Origin of the sequence: Vibrio sp. 10N.261.52.C2 (assembly GCF_041471425.1) — a bacterium.
GTDB classification, from domain to species: Bacteria; Pseudomonadota; Gammaproteobacteria; order Enterobacterales; family Vibrionaceae; genus Vibrio; species Vibrio crassostreae_C.
This window is the reverse complement of record NZ_JBFROH010000069.1, coordinates 1-16564: the sequence shown is the minus strand read 5'-3', so window position 1 is coordinate 16564 and position 16564 is coordinate 1. Positions and strand designations below refer to the sequence as shown.

Annotated in this window: 12 protein-coding genes and 1 pseudogene; 1 reads left to right on the top strand and 12 read right to left on the bottom strand. The window is 43.8% G+C overall.

Annotated elements, in window-relative coordinates:
• Positions 1 to 121 precede the first annotated feature (121 nt).
• From AB4307_RS20760 to AB4307_RS20705, 12 genes and pseudogenes are all read right to left on the bottom strand, one after another.
• Positions 122 to 334: pseudogene (locus tag AB4307_RS20760) on the bottom strand (gamma-glutamyltransferase); the annotation flags it as partial.
• Positions 324 to 419, bottom strand: coding sequence for a hypothetical protein (locus tag AB4307_RS20755; RefSeq protein ID WP_502634571.1), 96 nt, complete (start codon positions 417 to 419; stop codon positions 324 to 326). The pseudogene AB4307_RS20760 and the gene AB4307_RS20755, both read right to left, overlap by 11 nt.
• A gap of 133 nt (positions 420 to 552) precedes the next feature.
• Positions 553 to 1644, bottom strand: coding sequence for a sulfate ABC transporter permease (locus AB4307_RS20750; RefSeq protein WP_372133325.1), 1092 nt, complete (start codon positions 1642 to 1644; stop codon positions 553 to 555).
• A gap of 1 nt (position 1645) precedes the next feature.
• Positions 1646 to 2122 (bottom strand): hypothetical protein, encoded by a 477-nt coding sequence (locus tag AB4307_RS20745; protein WP_017060466.1) that lies wholly within the window; start codon positions 2120 to 2122, stop codon positions 1646 to 1648.
• 10 nt (positions 2123 to 2132) lie between these two features.
• Positions 2133 to 5336: a response regulator gene (locus AB4307_RS20740; RefSeq protein WP_372133322.1), complete on the bottom strand. Its 3204-nt coding sequence runs from the start codon at positions 5334 to 5336 to the stop codon at positions 2133 to 2135.
• Positions 5337 to 5549: 213 nt separating this feature from the next.
• Positions 5550 to 5924 carry a hypothetical protein gene (locus AB4307_RS20735; RefSeq protein WP_017060464.1) on the bottom strand — a complete coding sequence of 125 codons (375 nt, stop codon included), beginning with the start codon at positions 5922 to 5924 and terminating at the stop codon, positions 5550 to 5552.
• Positions 5925 to 6032: 108 nt separating this feature from the next.
• Positions 6033 to 8171 (bottom strand): ATP-binding cassette domain-containing protein, encoded by a 2139-nt coding sequence (locus tag AB4307_RS20730; RefSeq protein WP_136975020.1) that lies wholly within the window; start codon positions 8169 to 8171, stop codon positions 6033 to 6035.
• Positions 8168 to 9754, bottom strand: a complete 1587-nt coding sequence (locus tag AB4307_RS20725; protein WP_372133318.1) for an ABC transporter transmembrane domain-containing protein — start codon at positions 9752 to 9754, stop codon at positions 8168 to 8170. The genes AB4307_RS20730 and AB4307_RS20725 overlap by 4 nt, the downstream gene beginning before the upstream one ends.
• Entirely contained in the window at positions 9744 to 11168 is a 1425-nt protein-coding gene (locus tag AB4307_RS20720; protein WP_017064679.1) for a TolC family protein, read from the bottom strand. The genes AB4307_RS20725 and AB4307_RS20720 overlap by 11 nt, the downstream gene beginning before the upstream one ends.
• Positions 11143 to 13374 carry an ATP-binding response regulator gene (locus tag AB4307_RS20715; protein ID WP_372133315.1) on the bottom strand — a complete coding sequence of 744 codons (2232 nt, stop codon included), beginning with the start codon at positions 13372 to 13374 and terminating at the stop codon, positions 11143 to 11145. The genes AB4307_RS20720 and AB4307_RS20715 overlap by 26 nt, the downstream gene beginning before the upstream one ends.
• A gap of 3 nt (positions 13375 to 13377) precedes the next feature.
• Entirely contained in the window at positions 13378 to 14727 is a 1350-nt protein-coding gene (locus AB4307_RS20710) for an HlyD family type I secretion periplasmic adaptor subunit (RefSeq protein WP_017060459.1), read from the bottom strand.
• Between the two features lie 12 nt (positions 14728 to 14739).
• Positions 14740 to 15090 carry a hypothetical protein gene (locus tag AB4307_RS20705; RefSeq protein WP_017060458.1) on the bottom strand — a complete coding sequence of 117 codons (351 nt, stop codon included), beginning with the start codon at positions 15088 to 15090 and terminating at the stop codon, positions 14740 to 14742.
• A 191-nt stretch (positions 15091 to 15281) separates the two neighbouring features.
• Between AB4307_RS20705 and AB4307_RS20700 the strand changes: the two genes are divergently transcribed.
• Positions 15282 to 16564, top strand: a 1283-nt coding sequence (locus tag AB4307_RS20700; RefSeq protein ID WP_372133312.1) for a cadherin-like domain-containing protein, incomplete at its 3' end; no start/stop codon positions are given.

Genomic DNA, 16564 nt, shown 5'->3' with positions numbered 1-16564 from the left:
ACTTTACGGGGTCACTTCAACACGTTCGACTGGCTTTTTCGCATCCATGAACTGCTTAGACGAGGTTCAAGCAACTAAAGACAAAATAAGGGCAAGCCTGTTACTTGCCCATTTCGTTTTATTATTCACCCATAGAGCTTGATGCACGGCGTCTGTCGGTCGCGCCATAGATCTTGCCATCTTTGACTTCAATGGCATTCAAGCCACTGACGACTGGAATGACATGCACCGGATAACCGAGCTGCATGAACTCTGGTACTAACATTTCGGCGTAGGTTTTCTTTTCGACGAGCAAACCCGTTGGGTCATAAGGTTTGGTGCGATCAATCTTGGTCTTTGTCTTTTTGGTAAAACAGCGCAAAAGTACCGCCGCCAATCCCAGTCATATCCGGTTCAACCACCGACATTGTCATCTGCATCGCCACCATTGCATCGACTGCATTACCTCCTTGCTTGAGTACCGAATACCCAGTGCTGCTTACATATGGATTCGTTGCACTTACCATAAACTCTTCGCCAGTTTCGTCTGGCGTAATTGGAAAAGGATTTGGGTTAGAAGACGAAACTCAACATGATCGTATAAAGGACGGCATCTTTGTCATCAAAACCAGTAAGTGCGTTGAAATTCTCAACAAAGGCACCGTTTGCTTTACGAGCCTCAAAATATTGCACTTCGCCATTGATGGAGACGTTAGGTAACACATCGTAATCCACACCAATTAGGTAGCTGTTTCCTGTTAGGTGTTCGTGAGAATCAAACTCTGCTCCGTAAACGACGTATGGAGTGAATAAATCTAGTCTGTAGCCCAAACTAGCGTACATCGAGGACGAGATGTTACTGATCTGTCCTTCACTTGCAAGCACCGCTTGACCTAATTCATACTCAACACCTAACGACCAAAGTTGAATGTGTTGGTTGTCTTGTTTGCTACTGAATGGAGCTGTTATCGAAGTCCCAGGGATTGTAATCGTGCCAGAAACGGTTTGATCAAAATTGGAGTCGAGGAATGACAAGTTCCAACGATAGTTTTCACCGCTCAATTGAAGATTGGCACCGAACATTCGGTTGGTTTCAAATTCCAGTTTTGTAGTCGAGTTGAAATCTACGTCATTTTTATCTTTTATGCCGATAAACGGAGTAAGTAAAAGAGTAGCTTCGTCACTGACATCGTGAGTCCAGCTCACTTTTATGCCATTGAAAGCTGTGATTCCGAGAACGCTGTTATACACCTCTGTAGGTGGCCTCGCGGTCATATAGGCTTGGCCTACATAGTAGTACTCAGAGGCAAGGAACAGTGGCAGTCGTAATCGACCAATGCTGACATCAAAGTCATTAAATTCATAACCTAAGTAAGCCCACTCTAGCTGCGGCTCACTCCAATCATATTGGGGTGGCTTGACAACTTGCACGGAAGCTTTGAATGAGTTGTAGAAGTAATCGAGTTGAACACCAAATGTGGTATCACAGTCGTAACAGCTCTCATCAGTAAAACCGCGGTTGATGATTAATGGATTATCGTTATCCGATGTTGCCCAAGACGTTGAGCCAAAGCCACTCAAGGATAAATTATCGGTAAGTTCGATATTCGCAAAAGCCGGAGAGGCCATTGAGGCACATAACACTGACGTAATTATTCTTTTCATATTATTTCTCCGAACTTATAACGTAGAGAACGTTGGCATTTTGAGGAACCGAAGAGAGTGGGGAGTAACCAATACGGTTTGGTTTGTCATCAAGCCAGTCGACTAAGCTGTCGGTTGACGCCGTTTTGATTTCTCTTGGATAACGCGCTTTTCCTGAAAAAGATAAACCAGCCCAGTGTGCATTCATTTGAGCGGCATTTTTTCCAAGCAAAAGCTGATAAAAGTCCTCTCTTTCGGCACTGTTCTCAGGCCAATCAGACAGTTCAACACGTTTGCCATTGAGGTGCTTAGTTTTCCCTCTATAGAGCTTTCGCGCTTTGTTTATTGATATCTCTTCAAATCCGGAGTCTAAAGAAAATATGGCATAATCTTCAGCGGCGTGAGCAGGGCTTAGAAAAAGCAAGCTTCCTAATAGCCCTACCGCGACTGGCAACATGACTCTGCGGGGAAGTGTTTTTATTGTTCTAATCCAATCCATGAGGTATCTCCTAACAAGTCGCACTTTCTATTTGATGGAATAGCTTTTCTTTTCTTACGGGCTTCGCTACGTATCCATCCATTCCGGAATCAAAGCACTTTTGAATATCATCATCGATAACACTAGCGGTTAACGCGATAATAGGAGTTTTGCTTAAGCCTTGGTTTTTCTCGTGTTCTCGAATCTCCTTAGTTGCCGTGAAACCGTCCATAACAGGCATCATGCAATCCATCAAAATAATGTCGAAGCTACTGTCGTTCTGGTACATATCAACGGCAATTTGTCCGTTGTCTGCAATTTCAAAGGCATATCCGGCCTTCTTCAGCATGATAGAAGCTACTTTTTGATTGACGCGGTTGTCTTCGACTAGCAAGATTCTCTCTGATTTGCTCGGAATTGCGTTTTGTTCCGCTTCTTCAGGCAAAGTACGTTTGGTCGCAGCCCCGTTGATAATTGGAGTGACAGTTGCAGGTTGTTTCTTAGGTTGAGCTTTATAGGAAGCTGGTAGTGGCATAGCTTCTACCGCGGTGAGTACTTTCTCTTTAAGCATTTCGAACTTGAATGGTTTTGGTACATAGTCATCCATACCAACGTCGAAACACCTCTGAATATCGTCATCGATGACACTGGCGGTCAATGCAATGATAGGGATGCGTCGCGTCGCTTCTGTTTCTTTTTCAATTCTTCGGATGTTGCTTGTTGCATCAAAGCCATCCATAACCGGCATCATGCAGTCCATGAGTATCACCGCGTAATGAGGATTAGCGGTGAACATGTCCACAGCTTCTTGACCATTATTAGCGAACTCGAATTCAAAACCACTTTTACCGACATGAAGACCAGCAATTTTTTGGTTGATCTTGTTGTCTTCAACGATGAGGATTTTGTGTTGGATCTCGACTGATGTCTGGCTTGCTTCTGATAGTTCCGCCAAACCTCGTGTATCACAAAGCTCAATAGCTTTAATTAAACGCAAGCCGAGTAGGGGCTGTGCGACTTGTGCAGTAACGCTGTCACCAAGATCCGCTGGCTCACTTAAGAAGGAGCGTATCAAACAGATAGTGATGCCGTTTTGGTGCAGCTTTTCTAAGTTATCTGCGTGGGTATTAGCTAGGAATGCGTCATCTTCGGCGAAAACAACAGTAATAGGTTTAGTGTGTTTTTGAGTGGAGAGCTGCTCTGTAATTGCCGTTATATCATTCGTTTTATCGGTAACCTTCAAACCATAAAGGTTAAGGTCGGACTCGATTCGCTCGGAGAGCATGTTTTCGTTACCCAGCACATAAATATCAGCCGTTGCTGTACTTGGTTTTGGCAGTATCAAGTCAACAGGCAATACCAAGTCGAAGTAGAAACAGCTTCCTTCACCTTTGACGGAGTCGAGTTGAATTTGACCACCCATCAGCTCTACCAACTGTGTACTGATGGCTAGACCAAGACCAGTACCACCAAATTGACGTGTGGTTGAATCGTCTTCTTGAGCGAACGGTTCAAATATCTGTTTTTGTTGCAGTGAATCGATACCAATACCCGTGTCTCGTACAGCAAATCGAATAGTGGCATTGTTATCTGCTTTGTTGAGCGTTTGAATTGATAATGTGACGCCACCTTCAGCCGTAAACTTCACCGCATTCGACATAAAGTTCATCAAGATCTGTCTTAAACGGTGATCGTCTATCATCACGCGTGCTGGTGTATCTGGGCTGATATCAACGTTAATCGATATTCTTTGTTCTTTCGCTTTTGGTGCCACAATAGAGGCGATGTCGTATATCGACTCTCTAATCGATGCAGAATGCGGGCTGATTAATAGCATGCCAGACTCAATTTTAGAGAAGTCTAAGATATCGTTGATTAAGCTAAGGAGCAGTTGGGATGAAGTTTCGATCGTATCAACATAGTCACGTTGTGTCGGTGTAAGCGGCGTATCTGCGAGGATTTCCGAAATACCAATAACACCATTGAGCGGGGTGCGAATTTCATGAGACATGTTGGCCAAGAAGCTACTTTTTGCTTTGCTGGCTTGTATTGCGTTGTCTTTCGCGTGTTCGGCATCCTCTTTGGCTCTCTCTGCGTCTTCTTTTGCTACCGTCAATCTCTCTTTCGCGAGCTCTCGTTCGATGGTCAATCGTTCAACTTGCTGAGCAAACAGACTGAGTTCATCTTTACCTTGGATTAATTTATCTAAAGAAGGGCGCGTGTCATCATTTTCGCTTTTTAAGAAAGCTAACACCAAATTAAGGTTGTTAGTGACTTGTCTCGCCAAGCTAAGAGTTAAACCCATAACAATCGCTGCCAGCAAAGCGACGATTGAAATAAACAGGGTTCGTTGTATTTGCGCGTCATAGATGGCTTGCTCAACTTCTTGTTGAAACTCTTGCTTGATTACGCCGCCAAGGCTTTGTAATAAGTTGAGCCGTGCGCTCATCGCTTCTAAGCCGACAGACACTTCTTGTGGCGTCAGTTGGCTGATTGTATTTAGGTCGAGTAGCGCGCTTCTTATCTCTTGGCTTTGAGCAAACACATCATTTCGAAACACTTCAACCATCAAAGAAACTTGATGTTCGTTGGCGTTCAATGAAACAAAGCGCTCTAAGAACAATTGCTGTCTTTCACTCAAGGTTTTGATCTGTTCGGCGAGTTCTGGGTCGTACTCTTGGCTGATTTGGAAGATCTCAATCAGTGAACTACCAAGCTTGAACTCTTCGTTCGACCAAAACATCAACCACTCAAGTTGTTGAAGGGCAGTGAGGTGCTGTTGAATTTCACGTTTAGTGTTTTCAAAAGGGACTTTCTCTACTTCAAGTAACAGTTGCTTGTATAAATCGCTCTGCCATTCGAGGGCATCCAATTTATCGTAAGTGTCAGTCACTTGCATCGTCGATAAGGTCGCTTCGCTGAAATCGGCAACAAGTTGATTCATTTCACCAGATGCGTCTAAAAAAATGATGGGAGACAGGTTTTTAAGTTCTGCCTTTACTTGGTTGCTTTGAGTAGCAAACTCTTCAGGGCTAGAGGCTAAGGTACTTCTATACAAAATAGAAATATCTTGAAGATAGACAGATAACTGATTGGTTCGTTCAAAATCGGTTAACTGAGTCGTTAATATATAAGCCTGTCTACCTGCTAGGAAGAGTAATAATGAAATGGGAAGTAGAACTAAGCCAAAGAGTTTATGTTTGACTGAAAGGTTATTCCAAACCGTAATCGCCATATAAGGATCCATCCAACTGTCGTTATATAAAAACAGTAGAATAAAAATGCCGATATGGAAACTTTGAAACGGTAAATTTTACGTAAGTGTGGGAGAGGTATAAGTTCTTGTGATTCCAGAGCTTATTTTGAAATGCGTTCTTTTATTAGTAATTTATAGCGTTTGGCAGTTTGTTTAATTTTATGCTTATTGATGAATCACTTAAAAAGCTTACTAATGAGGACGATTGTTATCGAGGCTTAATTCGAAAAGAAGTTGCTCTAATACGGTTTTTGCAGAGGGTTCTAATGTCCAAATACCGAGCATTCTGTTAAGTGCGGCGCGATACACTCTGTTTTTTAGTAGGAAGGCGAGTGTGCTCGTATCATTGCTGAATACGTGCATTTGTACGATGGTGAGCTCTGCTTTGTTCTCAATGTCTATTTTCTGAAGATTGAAAGCGGGTAGGAAGGCAGACTCATACCAAACCTCAACGATCTCTCGAAGCTCCATCTCTTCTTCAGGTACATCGCACTCCTGAAGTTGGTGGTTTTCAGGAATTGCGGATAAGTAAGCTACATCAAGCTTGTCTGCAACGAATGTGTACATATTCTTCCTTGTTACCTGTGGTATTGGGGCGAATCATCCCTCTCGCTTATGAATTTGTCAATTATATCCATTTCCCTAAATAGCGAATTGTGATTAAGCGTTGAGGTTTTAGCTTAAGCTGTTTAAGTATTTGTCTGTTAAGCCAAAATATTTCAAATTTCCATCCGGCTCTAACACTAAACTCATGTTTGATGTTGCGATCAAACCAGGGTCGTTAGTCGAAAAAATCACGGTCTTATTCAACAATTTATCGGAGAACAGGCGATTAAAGTATTGAGCGTTTTCTTGCTCTGCACCGTTGAACGGTTCATCAATGATAATCAGAGATTGCTCACAGTTACCTAGGCCAAGTGCCAGACGCAGTTTTTGTTGAATTCCATTCGGAAGACTTTTGCATTTATCCACGCTTAACTGAGTAGCCAAGCCTTCCGGAAGCCATTCATCTAATTCGAAGAAGCTGATCATCTCTTGCATCTTGTCTGTTGGAATCAGTCCGTTGTGTAAAATGAAGTTGGTCTCAAGTGAGCCTTCAAAAATATGCAAATTGAAAGGGATGTAGTTAATCGACGTGCGATAACGGTAGCTATTGAACTGTTTAATGTTGTAACCATCGACAGATACAGCGCCTTGATAGCGGTCTTCTAACCCAGCAATGATTGAAATTAAGGTGGTTTTACCGCAGCCCGTAGGGCCACAAATGACCACTTTGGCACTGGGTGGCACTTTGAAACCAAGGTTGGTTAAGCCGGTCGCCGCTCCTGCATATCGGTGACTGACACCGCTGCCCACAATGCTTCCTTGGAACAGGCGAATAGGTGGGCTTTTTTCTAAGGTCAATTTGTCGTCATTCATCGACATCAGGTTGTTTATCTGTGCTGATGAAGCCTTGATCGATTGGAACTTGGAAATTGAGTTATAGATACCCATGATTGGGCCTAACGCTTTCCAAACCAAAATAACGGTTGCGAGCATGGCACCCGCATCAGAAGTACCTTCCATCACGCCGATTACCGCGGTCACGATACTTGCTGTACCAATCACTTGAATCAAACTGCCACCAGCGGCCTGAATCTTACTGTTAGTCACGGCAACGTTCTCTGCATCGCTGGTGCTTTGCATATGCGATGCACTGAATCGAGATTGAACGACACGAAGTAAAGGCAGGCCTTGGATTGTTTTGATACCACGAAGGATTTCGTTCCATTGATACGAGACCATCGCATTGGCGCGCGAACTTTTGGATGTGGCTTGCGAGTAGATATAGCGAGAGTAAATACAGAACACTAACATCAGGATTAAACCACCCATCACCACTAATGCCGCTGTACCAGACATCAGAGCAATGGCGATGATAAATACGATCACAAACGGCATATCAAAATAGCTGAGCGTCGATTCGGCAGTCACCAAGCGTCGGAAGGTATCGATATCTTTCAAACGTGCTAGCTGAGAAGAGACCCCAGCAGTAGATGTCATCGCATAGGGTAGCCAAAGCAACTTAGATATAACGGCTTGCGAGATGTGCACGGCGAGGTCTTTACCGGAAGTGGCAATGATGTTGACCCGCATTTTCTTAAAGAAGTATTCAGAGAAGCCGACAATAATGGCGAATAAGGTTAGCCAATAGAGTGTGGCTTCGGAGCTCGAAGTCAGTGCGAAGTTATATACACTCATAATAAAGAATGGCTGCAATGCACCGAGAATACTGATGACGAAGCTGAGAATGATCAGGCTTTTAAGTTCATTGTTATAACGATAGAAAGCGTATTTAATCCAATTGCTTCTGTCTTGCGATTCCGGAGGTGGCTCGCGGAACAGACGAGAATATTCGCTAATCGCAATCAGCAAACAGGGCTTTTTGCACATTGGGTATTCAATGGTGTTGTTGTTCGTGTAATCAAACAGCAGCAACTTTCCATCTTTGGTGCCTAAGAAAATCGCACTTAGATTCTCTATTTCAATAAAGCATGGCTGAGGGTGTTTATCTATATTCTCGAGTGTCTTTAATTTGGTCACATCACAGCGATACCCAAGACGCTCTATGGTTGCTGTAAAGCTGTCGCTGTCTTTGTGTTTCGGAATAAAAGCATCGCTGAGTATCGCGGGTGTGCCTTCCCATTCGAGTGCTATCAAGGTGTAGGCCAAACCGCGGATAAGTGGCGATTGACTGTAACGTTCGTCGTATCCGCTGGATTCAAAATCCAAGACACGTTGCGGTACATTATTGAAGTCGACTAAGATACTCATTGGTCACCTCCGGTAAGTTTTACGCGTTTGAGGCGATGGTTAAGCTTGTCCATTTTATTACTGGCGATGATCAAGATTTTGTCGTTGGCTCGATAAGCCGTACTGGTGAGAACCATTCGTGCAAATTCCTCATCAAACACACAGTCGATGTCATCAAATATCAATACGCGCTTACTGGCGAGCAGGGCGCGAACTAATAATAGGGCGTAGCCAACTTGGCGTGAGAATGGGTTACGCATATGGCCTTTGAGTTCTGTATAAAAACCGGCAGGAAGCCCATCAATTTGAGCTTTGATGTTCATGGTTTCACACAGTGCAAACGCCGTGTTATTCAAGCTTGGGCGGAAACAGGTGAGGTTATCGATAATCGTCCCTTCTACGAACGAACTGGTCTTATCAACCATCAGAACACTGTTACGCCAAACGTTGTAATTGACGTCATCCAAAGGCGTGTCGTTAATCATGATATCTAGTTTGCTATCACTGTTCTGACGCGTAATACAGTTAGCGAGGTGGGTCTTACCTGAACCACTTTTCCCTGTCAGCAAATAGGCTTGTCCGAGTTCGAACTCGATACGCTGCTTTTCAGAATACTTAACCGAGATACGTTCTACTTCTGTTGTTTCATGTTGGTGTTCAACAGAGGCGGCCAATTCAAGGAGGTCAACGATACGCTGAATATGGAGTTTGTTTAACTCCCAGCGGCTCGCGGTTCTCATTACCTGTTGATATGGCGCAAAGTAACGGTTGGTTAGCATGATGATCGCGGCCATGATGCCTTGACTCGATTCCATATTGATTACGGCAGTCGCCAAGACCACAACAACGCAAGCAATGGATAGCTGTTGGATGAGCGCCAAAATCAAGCCAAAGTTCGACTCGATTTGCTCATATTTGATGTTCTCCACTTCACGCTCTTCGACCATTTGTGTCATCAGGCTTTCAACGCGGTACTCCATGTTTCGCGCTTTAATATCAAGCGGGCTAGAGATGATCTCAATGATTTTGGAGGTAGTTAACCCTTCGATGTCTGACTTATTCTGCAAGCTACCAATTTTCTGTTTGGAAAGACTCCAAGCGAAAATCGCTAAGACAGCCGAGGCAATTAGAAGGGTGATACCTGCCCATATGTTGATGAGACCGATGATAAGTATAGTAATCACGCTAACAGCAAGGTTGATAAGCGCTCGAACCGATTCTCCACCAAAGAAGGTCTTAAGTTCAGGAATGGTTGAGATTCGTTCTAGGTATTCGCCTGGTTCCAAACGACGGAATTTAGATATTTCCGCCAAACAGATGGATTGAAATACCTTATTGGTTAAGTTGGTCTCAAACTGCCTCATGATGACAGAGGAAATCTTCTCTTCCTGATTTTTTAAGTGATAGTCGAGGAAGATAGAAATCAAGATAATCGCGAACAATAAGAACAGAGTATCTTGTGCTTGGTTGGGTAACACTCGGTCAAAAATGATCAGAATGGAGAAGGGCAGTACCAAACCAAACAGGGTCGATATTATCGTTGAGAAAGTCAGATAACACTTATCTGCCATGTTGATCTTTTGCGAAAACTGCTCAGTTTGCATTGCGACCTCCTTTCCTCAACGACTCCGTTGAGAGAAGATGTTTAGGCACCAAATCTTGATTGTCTCGTCCCTCAATATCGCTCATTAATTGCATCACGCTTTCGATAGATTGAATTGAGAGTATTCCCTTAATTTGCTCAAGCTTGATGGTCTCGATGATGTAGTCGTATCGTGCGCTTTCGTAGTCTCTTAAGGCGCTGAATAGTTTACTTTCCGCCGCCAGCAAGTCGGTGATAGTACGCGTGCCCAATTGGTAGGCTCTTTGGATCCCTTTATAAGACGCGTAGTTGGCGCGAATGATGTTTTCGTAACTGCTTATAGACTGCGAGAAATCGTTAATGTTGAGCACGGAGGTATTCACACTGTTACGTGTGGTGTAAAGCGAATCTTGGTAAAGCAGCTCAGTACGTTCGATGGCCGTCGATGATTTTTGATAGCCGTAGTAATCAGAGCCACCAGACAAGATAGGAACTGCTAGGTTTAACCCAACACTGGTTGAGTTACTTTCGCCTGTCGCTGTAATGTCGGTTTTGTCGAAGTTATTGGCGTCATCGTGTCGATAGCTGGCTGAAAGCGATACGGTCGGTAAGAAGTTCGAACCGCTCTCTTTTAAGCTTCTGCGGCTTCTCTCGACGTTTTTCTTAGCCACTAACAAGTCGTTGTTGAGCTTTAACGCTTGATCCATGATTGATCGTTGTTCGGTTTCGTTTATCTCTTTTAAAGGCACACTTTCGTAGATATCTTGAGACGGAGTGATAGGGTATTGAATCTGAATCGATAGCCCGTTGAGAATGACGCGACGGTCTTTCTGCAAGGTTCTCAATCGATTCGACACACCTTCTTTCTGAGCAATCACTTCGTAAAGCTCACTGGCGGCTGTATTGCCGAGTTCCACATTGCGTCGCATCTGATGTTCACGCGTCTCAGACGACTTAAGCTCTACCTTGGTCGCTTTAATTTGTGCGTTGTTTTTCAAATACTCAAAGTATTGAGAGCCGATTTCTGAAATAGTGCTTTGGATTTTGTTCTCGTGTTTAATCTCTTCAATGTTGAAGTCGAGCTTTGCCGTCCCATATTTGAAAATATCGCCCAGATTGAAGATCGATTGAGAAAGGGAAAGGCTGTAGCTGTTCGAGTTATAGCTTGAAGTTTCATCAGGCACACTTGATAGCAAGGTTTCATTTTCATTCCATGTGGTATCGGCAGCACCATTGAGGGAAGGAAGAAATTTTGAGCGGCTGATACCAATGTTGTACTCGTTCTCTTCGACCCCTTTATCACTCGCCCGAAGAGAAAGGCTGTTCTGCAGACCGAGTTCTACCGCCTCAAGCAGGGTAGTCGCCGATGCTGAAGGTGTCGTGCTTAATGTAAGCGCAGCTATGATGCTGCTAGTTAAGTTTTTGTACCGCCACATACTTGTTGATCACCTTGATGATTTGGTCGCTTTTATAAGGTTTGCTGATTACGTAATCCATTCCGGCCTCAATACAAGCCTGGTGTTCGTTACTGCTGGTCAATGCGGTTGCACCTATGATGGTACAAGGGTTTTTCTCGTTTTCTTGTTCGAATTGGCGAATGCGTTTTGTGGCTTCGATGCCACCCATACCCGGCATGATGCAATCCATGAAGATGATGTCAGAACGCTTGTTCATAAAGTGCTTCACGGCATCGGCGCCATCGCCAACCATGTCTGGTTCATATTCTTGTTTGGTCAAGATTCGTTTCAGTAAAATTTGTTGAACTCGGTCATCCTCTACGATAAGGAATGAGCTGTTTTCCATCTGTTCTTCCGATGCTTCCGCTTCCATAATGGTGAGTAGGTTTGGAATGAACTCGTAAGGGATAGCAGGAGCGTTGATGATTTTGTCGACGAAGCTATGACACTCTTGTGCTTGCTGAGTGTTGGTCACTGACAACAGTAACTTGGTATTTGGGTGGTTCTTAAGCTGAGATTTCACCGTCTTGCTCAACGACGGCAGCTTGTTGGGTTCAAAGGTATCGGTCAACATTATCGCATCGTAATCACCGAACGTTTTCGCCGCTGAGAAAAGCTCATTTGCAGTGCGAATCTCGGTGATATCAAGCCCCAAGTTACTGAGCATTTTCTTCATCACATCGATGCGAACTTGAGTATTAGCACACAAGAGTAAACGCTTGCCATCAAAGCGAGTTTTCTCTGTGTGGAAGTTCTTAGCCTTAAGATCAAGCTCGATCTGAAAACGTTCCTGAGCCCCTGACTGGAACCAGTGGCTCTCGTAATATCCGTAATCCTTCAGAACGCTTTTCGCTAAGTCATCTGTGCTGGCTGTATGGTCTTTGTGTGCGCTCCAATGGAGTTTGTTGAGCTTGGCAACAGAAACATCCAGTGTTGATAAGAAGTTGAGGTTGATGGTGACACGGGTATTTTCCATGTCTGAAGCCGCACCCGATTCAATCGTTACAAACAGTTTCTTATTTGATTTGAGTTGAATAGCGTTAGAAAGTTGAAGGAACAGTATCCAGAATAAGCTGGTGGATTGGCCTGCAACACGATTCGGTAAGTTGTCAGAGATAAAACAGTCAAGTTGGCTTTCATTACGTTGTACTTTGGCACTGATATGAATCATTAATTCAGATAACACGCTCAGTAAAGAGAACTCTTTCGACTTGCTTTCCGTACCCTGTGATATCAAGCGATTATAGTTTTCTGCTAACTCAGATAGTGTGCTACACGCAGAGGTAATATCGTTCGCCATCAACACGCCGTTTTCATCGGTTTCTTGAACCAGATATTGGACACCACCGTTGATGGTGTTTGTAATTCCGCGAATCTCATAACCGATCAGCGCATACAACTGTTTGTAGAGATCGTTATTGCGCTTTTGGTCTTCTAATTTACTGAAAATAAGTTTGAGATGAGAGTAAATCTGACGCTGCTTGGGGTTGATGCTAACTTCATTAAGAAGCTCTTCAAGACGTTGTAAATCTAGCTGCTTCAGCTCTTGATACAGGGCATCGAATTCATAGTCGATTTCGCGTTCGTTAGAACTGGATTTCTTTAGCTTCAACATAGCAACTGAGTTGGATAGAATCGTAATCACAGCCAATATCACGACCACCATAAACAACCAGATAAAGAACTCGTTTTTTTCTGACATTAAGTCATTTGCATGGTTGTTAAACATGGTGCGATAGTTGTCGTCCATCTGCAGATAGTTATTGGTCAATGAAAGGTACAAGCCTAATACGTCGTTACGTGTTTTTGCGCTATCGGAGAAACGATTAATCGCCAATTCCAGTTGTGTGTATTCAGTTGCCCCAACCAAGCTGAACTCGGTTTTGTTCAACGAGGCTAAAGAGCGAAATTCATTAATTTCAAGCTTCAAGTTAACCAGGTTGAATTCGTTAGTGCCGCAAGTGTTGGTACTTAAACACTGTTGCAGAGTTTGAATATCTTGTTCTATGGTCTGATTAAGCTTCTGGGCTTGTATGAGCAGTGGGGCGCTTTGCACTTGTGCGACTGAATCTATCTTTGACCAAGAAAAGTATAAATAGAAAGCGAGCGCAGCCAATACCACGCTAAATAGTATGCTTAGACGTAGGGCGGGTATGGAAATATTGTACGAAGGTTTACCGCTCATTGATTATCTCTCATCGAAAGCATCCTCGATGGCTGACATCACCGGTTTCGCAGCGTATTCGATCACGCGACGCGAGCCTGTTTTCACATCAGCGGTAAACTCCATGTAAGGTGATAACTTGTATTGAGTGCCTCCTCGTTCAAGAAAGTTTCGGTCAATTTCAATCTCAGCTAAATAGAATTCAGCGTCTTCTTCTTCGTATGATGAACGGCTGATTGAGGCGATGGTTCCCTCAACAAACCCGTATTTTGCAAAGTTATAGGTATCCATTTTTACTTTCACTGCCTGACCAATTTCGACAAATCCCATGTCTTTACGTGGGATCTTCGCTTCACCGTGTAACGAATTATTTATTGGGGCAATATCGGCGATACTTTCTCCTGGCGGAATCACAGCAGAACGGAAATTGAAGTGAAGTTTATCGACCACACCATCGACTGGCGAGTAGACGACTAGGCGATCAACCTTGTCGGAATGCTGCGGTTGTAAGATTCGCTTTAGCTTGAGGTCTTTGTTCGCTTGAATGATTTGTGCTTGGTACTCAGAGTTTCGATTCTCAACCAAGTCACGGTGTTGCTTTTCCAGTTTGTCGAGTTGGAAACGCTCATTCATCACAGATTCGTCAAGGTTCTCAATCTCACGCACCATATTCGACTCTTGTACTTTCATGTTAAGAACGTCGACATAAGACGCCATCTCTTCTTTATAGAGGGTGTTTTTGATGTTGAGCTGCTTACGTATCAGAGAGAGTTGATTCTCTGAACTTTTGCGACGCTTTAACATTGAACTGATCAACGAGTTCTTGTGCTTAATATCGTGTGTAATGAGTTCTTCATTTGAACGGTTTTTAGAGAATTCTTGTCTCCAGGTATTCATGTTGACCTGAACTTGCTCAGGGTATTTCTCAATGAAAGCGTCGAAGTTAGGCTCTATCATGTCGCGTAAGCTTTCATAACGAATCTTATCGAGCTCTATCTGAATAATTTCAGTATTGACGGTATCAAGTTGAGTGTTACGGTCAAGTGAGCGTATTCGAGCGATAGGTTGGCCCTCATAAACGACTTCCCCTTTTCTGACTAACAATTCTTCTAATATCCCGCCTTCTAAATGCTGAACTTTCTCAACATCCGATTCCAATAGCAGTTCGCCACGTACAGAAACAACAATATCGATACGTGCTTGTGACGCCACCGCAATAGCGACCAAAGCGAGCAAGAATATAATGAGCAACGTTTTGTGAACGCTGGTCATGGCACTAGCAAGCACAATAGTGTCATCAGCTGTGACCTTAGAAGCCTCGTTATTGGAAACGAGTGCTTTTCTGAGGTGATGTTCTATTTGGTTATTGCTCATGACTGACCTCGGTTACTTGCCATCTATTACTTCCTTAATATCCAACAAGTGGTTGATTTGTCGATTGACGTTGTGCAATTCAGTTTTTACATCCTCTATTAGATCTTCCGGCGCAGGAAACTCGTGTCTACTCAAGTGTTCCAATTTGGCCATTTTTGGCGGAAGGTCTTGGTCGCAAAGCAACGTTAAGATGGTCTTCAATCGTTTTGAGTAACTATTGAGTTCATCAAAATGATTACCGTTATGAAGCGCTTCTATATTTAGGGCTGCGTCAGAAAAGTCATTGTAAAAGTCGCCTAATAGCAATTGCAGCCCTTTGTGGTTGTTGTCGACCGAGCGCAACAAATTCGTCATGTCTATCATCGCTCCACTGCCTTAATTGCTTTAATCACAATAACTAAGGATCTTTAAAGGCAGTTTTCAAATTTTTTTTGATTCTTTCTCTTTAAAAAGAAATTATGAAAAATGTTGTATAAAAAAATTGGTTTTTCAAAATGATGTCCTTTAATGCCTCTATAAATACGATCAGTTAGCTAGTAGCAACGGAGGCTGTAATGGCAGGCGAAAATAACCAAAACAACCAAAATGAAGATCTAAATGACGCGGTAGAACAAACGGACACGAACGACGCGGGTACGCCCTCCCAACAGCAGAATCAACAAAATCAACAAAACACGATTGCGTCGACAATAGCGACGGGTGCTGAAAATGCGGATGCGGCAGACGAAGTTAACCAGGCTTTAGACGAAAATCCGAGTGGTGCAGGTAATGCTGAAGATGCCTCTGCTTCTGGTGCGGCTGTGCAAGAAGAGACGCCAGAAAGTGATGGAGATTCAGACGCTGCACAATCCAATGTAGTTGGTGGAGCCGCTTCTGAAGCTGGCTCGGATAACGCTGCTGGCAGTGGTGGCGGTGCTGGAGCGGGCGCACAAGCTGTAGGTGGTGATATCGCAGAGGCTGCGACAGGTGGTGTAGACGCTGAAGGTAATGAAGAACAAGGCCAAGCTGCGCGTACTTCAGCAGCGCCGAGTGCGACATCTTCAGAGTCGGGTGACCAACAAGTTGGTGATGAGCTAGATTCACAAACAGTAGAAGAGACGTTTGCAGTTGATGTTCAAGCTTCTGACGAAGAGACCATTAGCGAAGTAGAGGATGACTTTGATTCTGAAACGGTAAGCGAAACGTTTAAAATCAAAGTGGAAAGTGAAAATGATGCGCCAGAAGCTGAACAAGATCTGGCTTACATCATGGATGAAGATGGCTCCATAACATTCACTCAAGAACAATTACTCGAATACGCAAGTGATGTAGATGGGGACGAGCTTGTTGCTTCTAACGTTCAAGTTGGTGATGATGCAACAGTTCAAGACAATGGTGATGGTACTTTCACCGTTGTTCCTTCAGCTGATTTTAATGGTGAACTTGACCTTACTTTCGACATCAGTGACGGCCAAGAAACGATTAGCAGCGCAATTGATTTAACGGTACGCCCGATTAATGACGCGCCTGTTCCTGAAGATAAAACGTTTGAAATCGAGGAAGACGGAACTCTTGTATTCACCGACGCTGACCTCCTTTCTGGTGCGACAGACATTGAAGGTGACAACCTAACGGTTGAAAGTGTGACCTACGACGGTGGCGACGGTATTCTTACCGACAACGGTAATGGCACATACACCTTCGCACCGAATGAAAACTTCAATGGTGACGTAAACTTCGGCTTCGATGTGTCAGATGGCACCGATACGGTCTCTGCCAACATCGATGTGAGTGTTACAGCGGTTGATGATGCGCCAGTGTCTGGTGACTTAGCGTACTCAATCGATGAAGACGGTTC

Excerpts from the sequence above, each read along its gene's own strand:
- AB4307_RS20755 (WP_502634571.1), bottom strand. The coding sequence starts at position 419 with ATGCAGATGACAATGTCGGTGGTTGAACCGGATATGACTGGGATTGGC.
- AB4307_RS20750 (WP_372133325.1), bottom strand. The coding sequence starts at position 1,644 with ATGAAAAGAATAATTACGTCAGTGTTATGTGCCTCAATGGCCTCTCCG.
- AB4307_RS20745 (WP_017060466.1), bottom strand. The coding sequence starts at position 2,122 with ATGGATTGGATTAGAACAATAAAAACACTTCCCCGCAGAGTCATGTTG.
- AB4307_RS20740 (WP_372133322.1), bottom strand. The coding sequence starts at position 5,336 with ATGGCGATTACGGTTTGGAATAACCTTTCAGTCAAACATAAACTCTTT.
- AB4307_RS20735 (WP_017060464.1), bottom strand. The coding sequence starts at position 5,924 with ATGTACACATTCGTTGCAGACAAGCTTGATGTAGCTTACTTATCCGCA.
- AB4307_RS20730 (WP_136975020.1), bottom strand. The coding sequence starts at position 8,171 with ATGAGTATCTTAGTCGACTTCAATAATGTACCGCAACGTGTCTTGGAT.
- AB4307_RS20725 (WP_372133318.1), bottom strand. The coding sequence starts at position 9,754 with ATGCAAACTGAGCAGTTTTCGCAAAAGATCAACATGGCAGATAAGTGT.
- AB4307_RS20720 (WP_017064679.1), bottom strand. The coding sequence starts at position 11,168 with ATGTGGCGGTACAAAAACTTAACTAGCAGCATCATAGCTGCGCTTACA.
- AB4307_RS20715 (WP_372133315.1), bottom strand. The coding sequence starts at position 13,374 with ATGAGCGGTAAACCTTCGTACAATATTTCCATACCCGCCCTACGTCTA.
- AB4307_RS20710 (WP_017060459.1), bottom strand. The coding sequence starts at position 14,727 with ATGAGCAATAACCAAATAGAACATCACCTCAGAAAAGCACTCGTTTCC.
- AB4307_RS20705 (WP_017060458.1), bottom strand. The coding sequence starts at position 15,090 with ATGATAGACATGACGAATTTGTTGCGCTCGGTCGACAACAACCACAAA.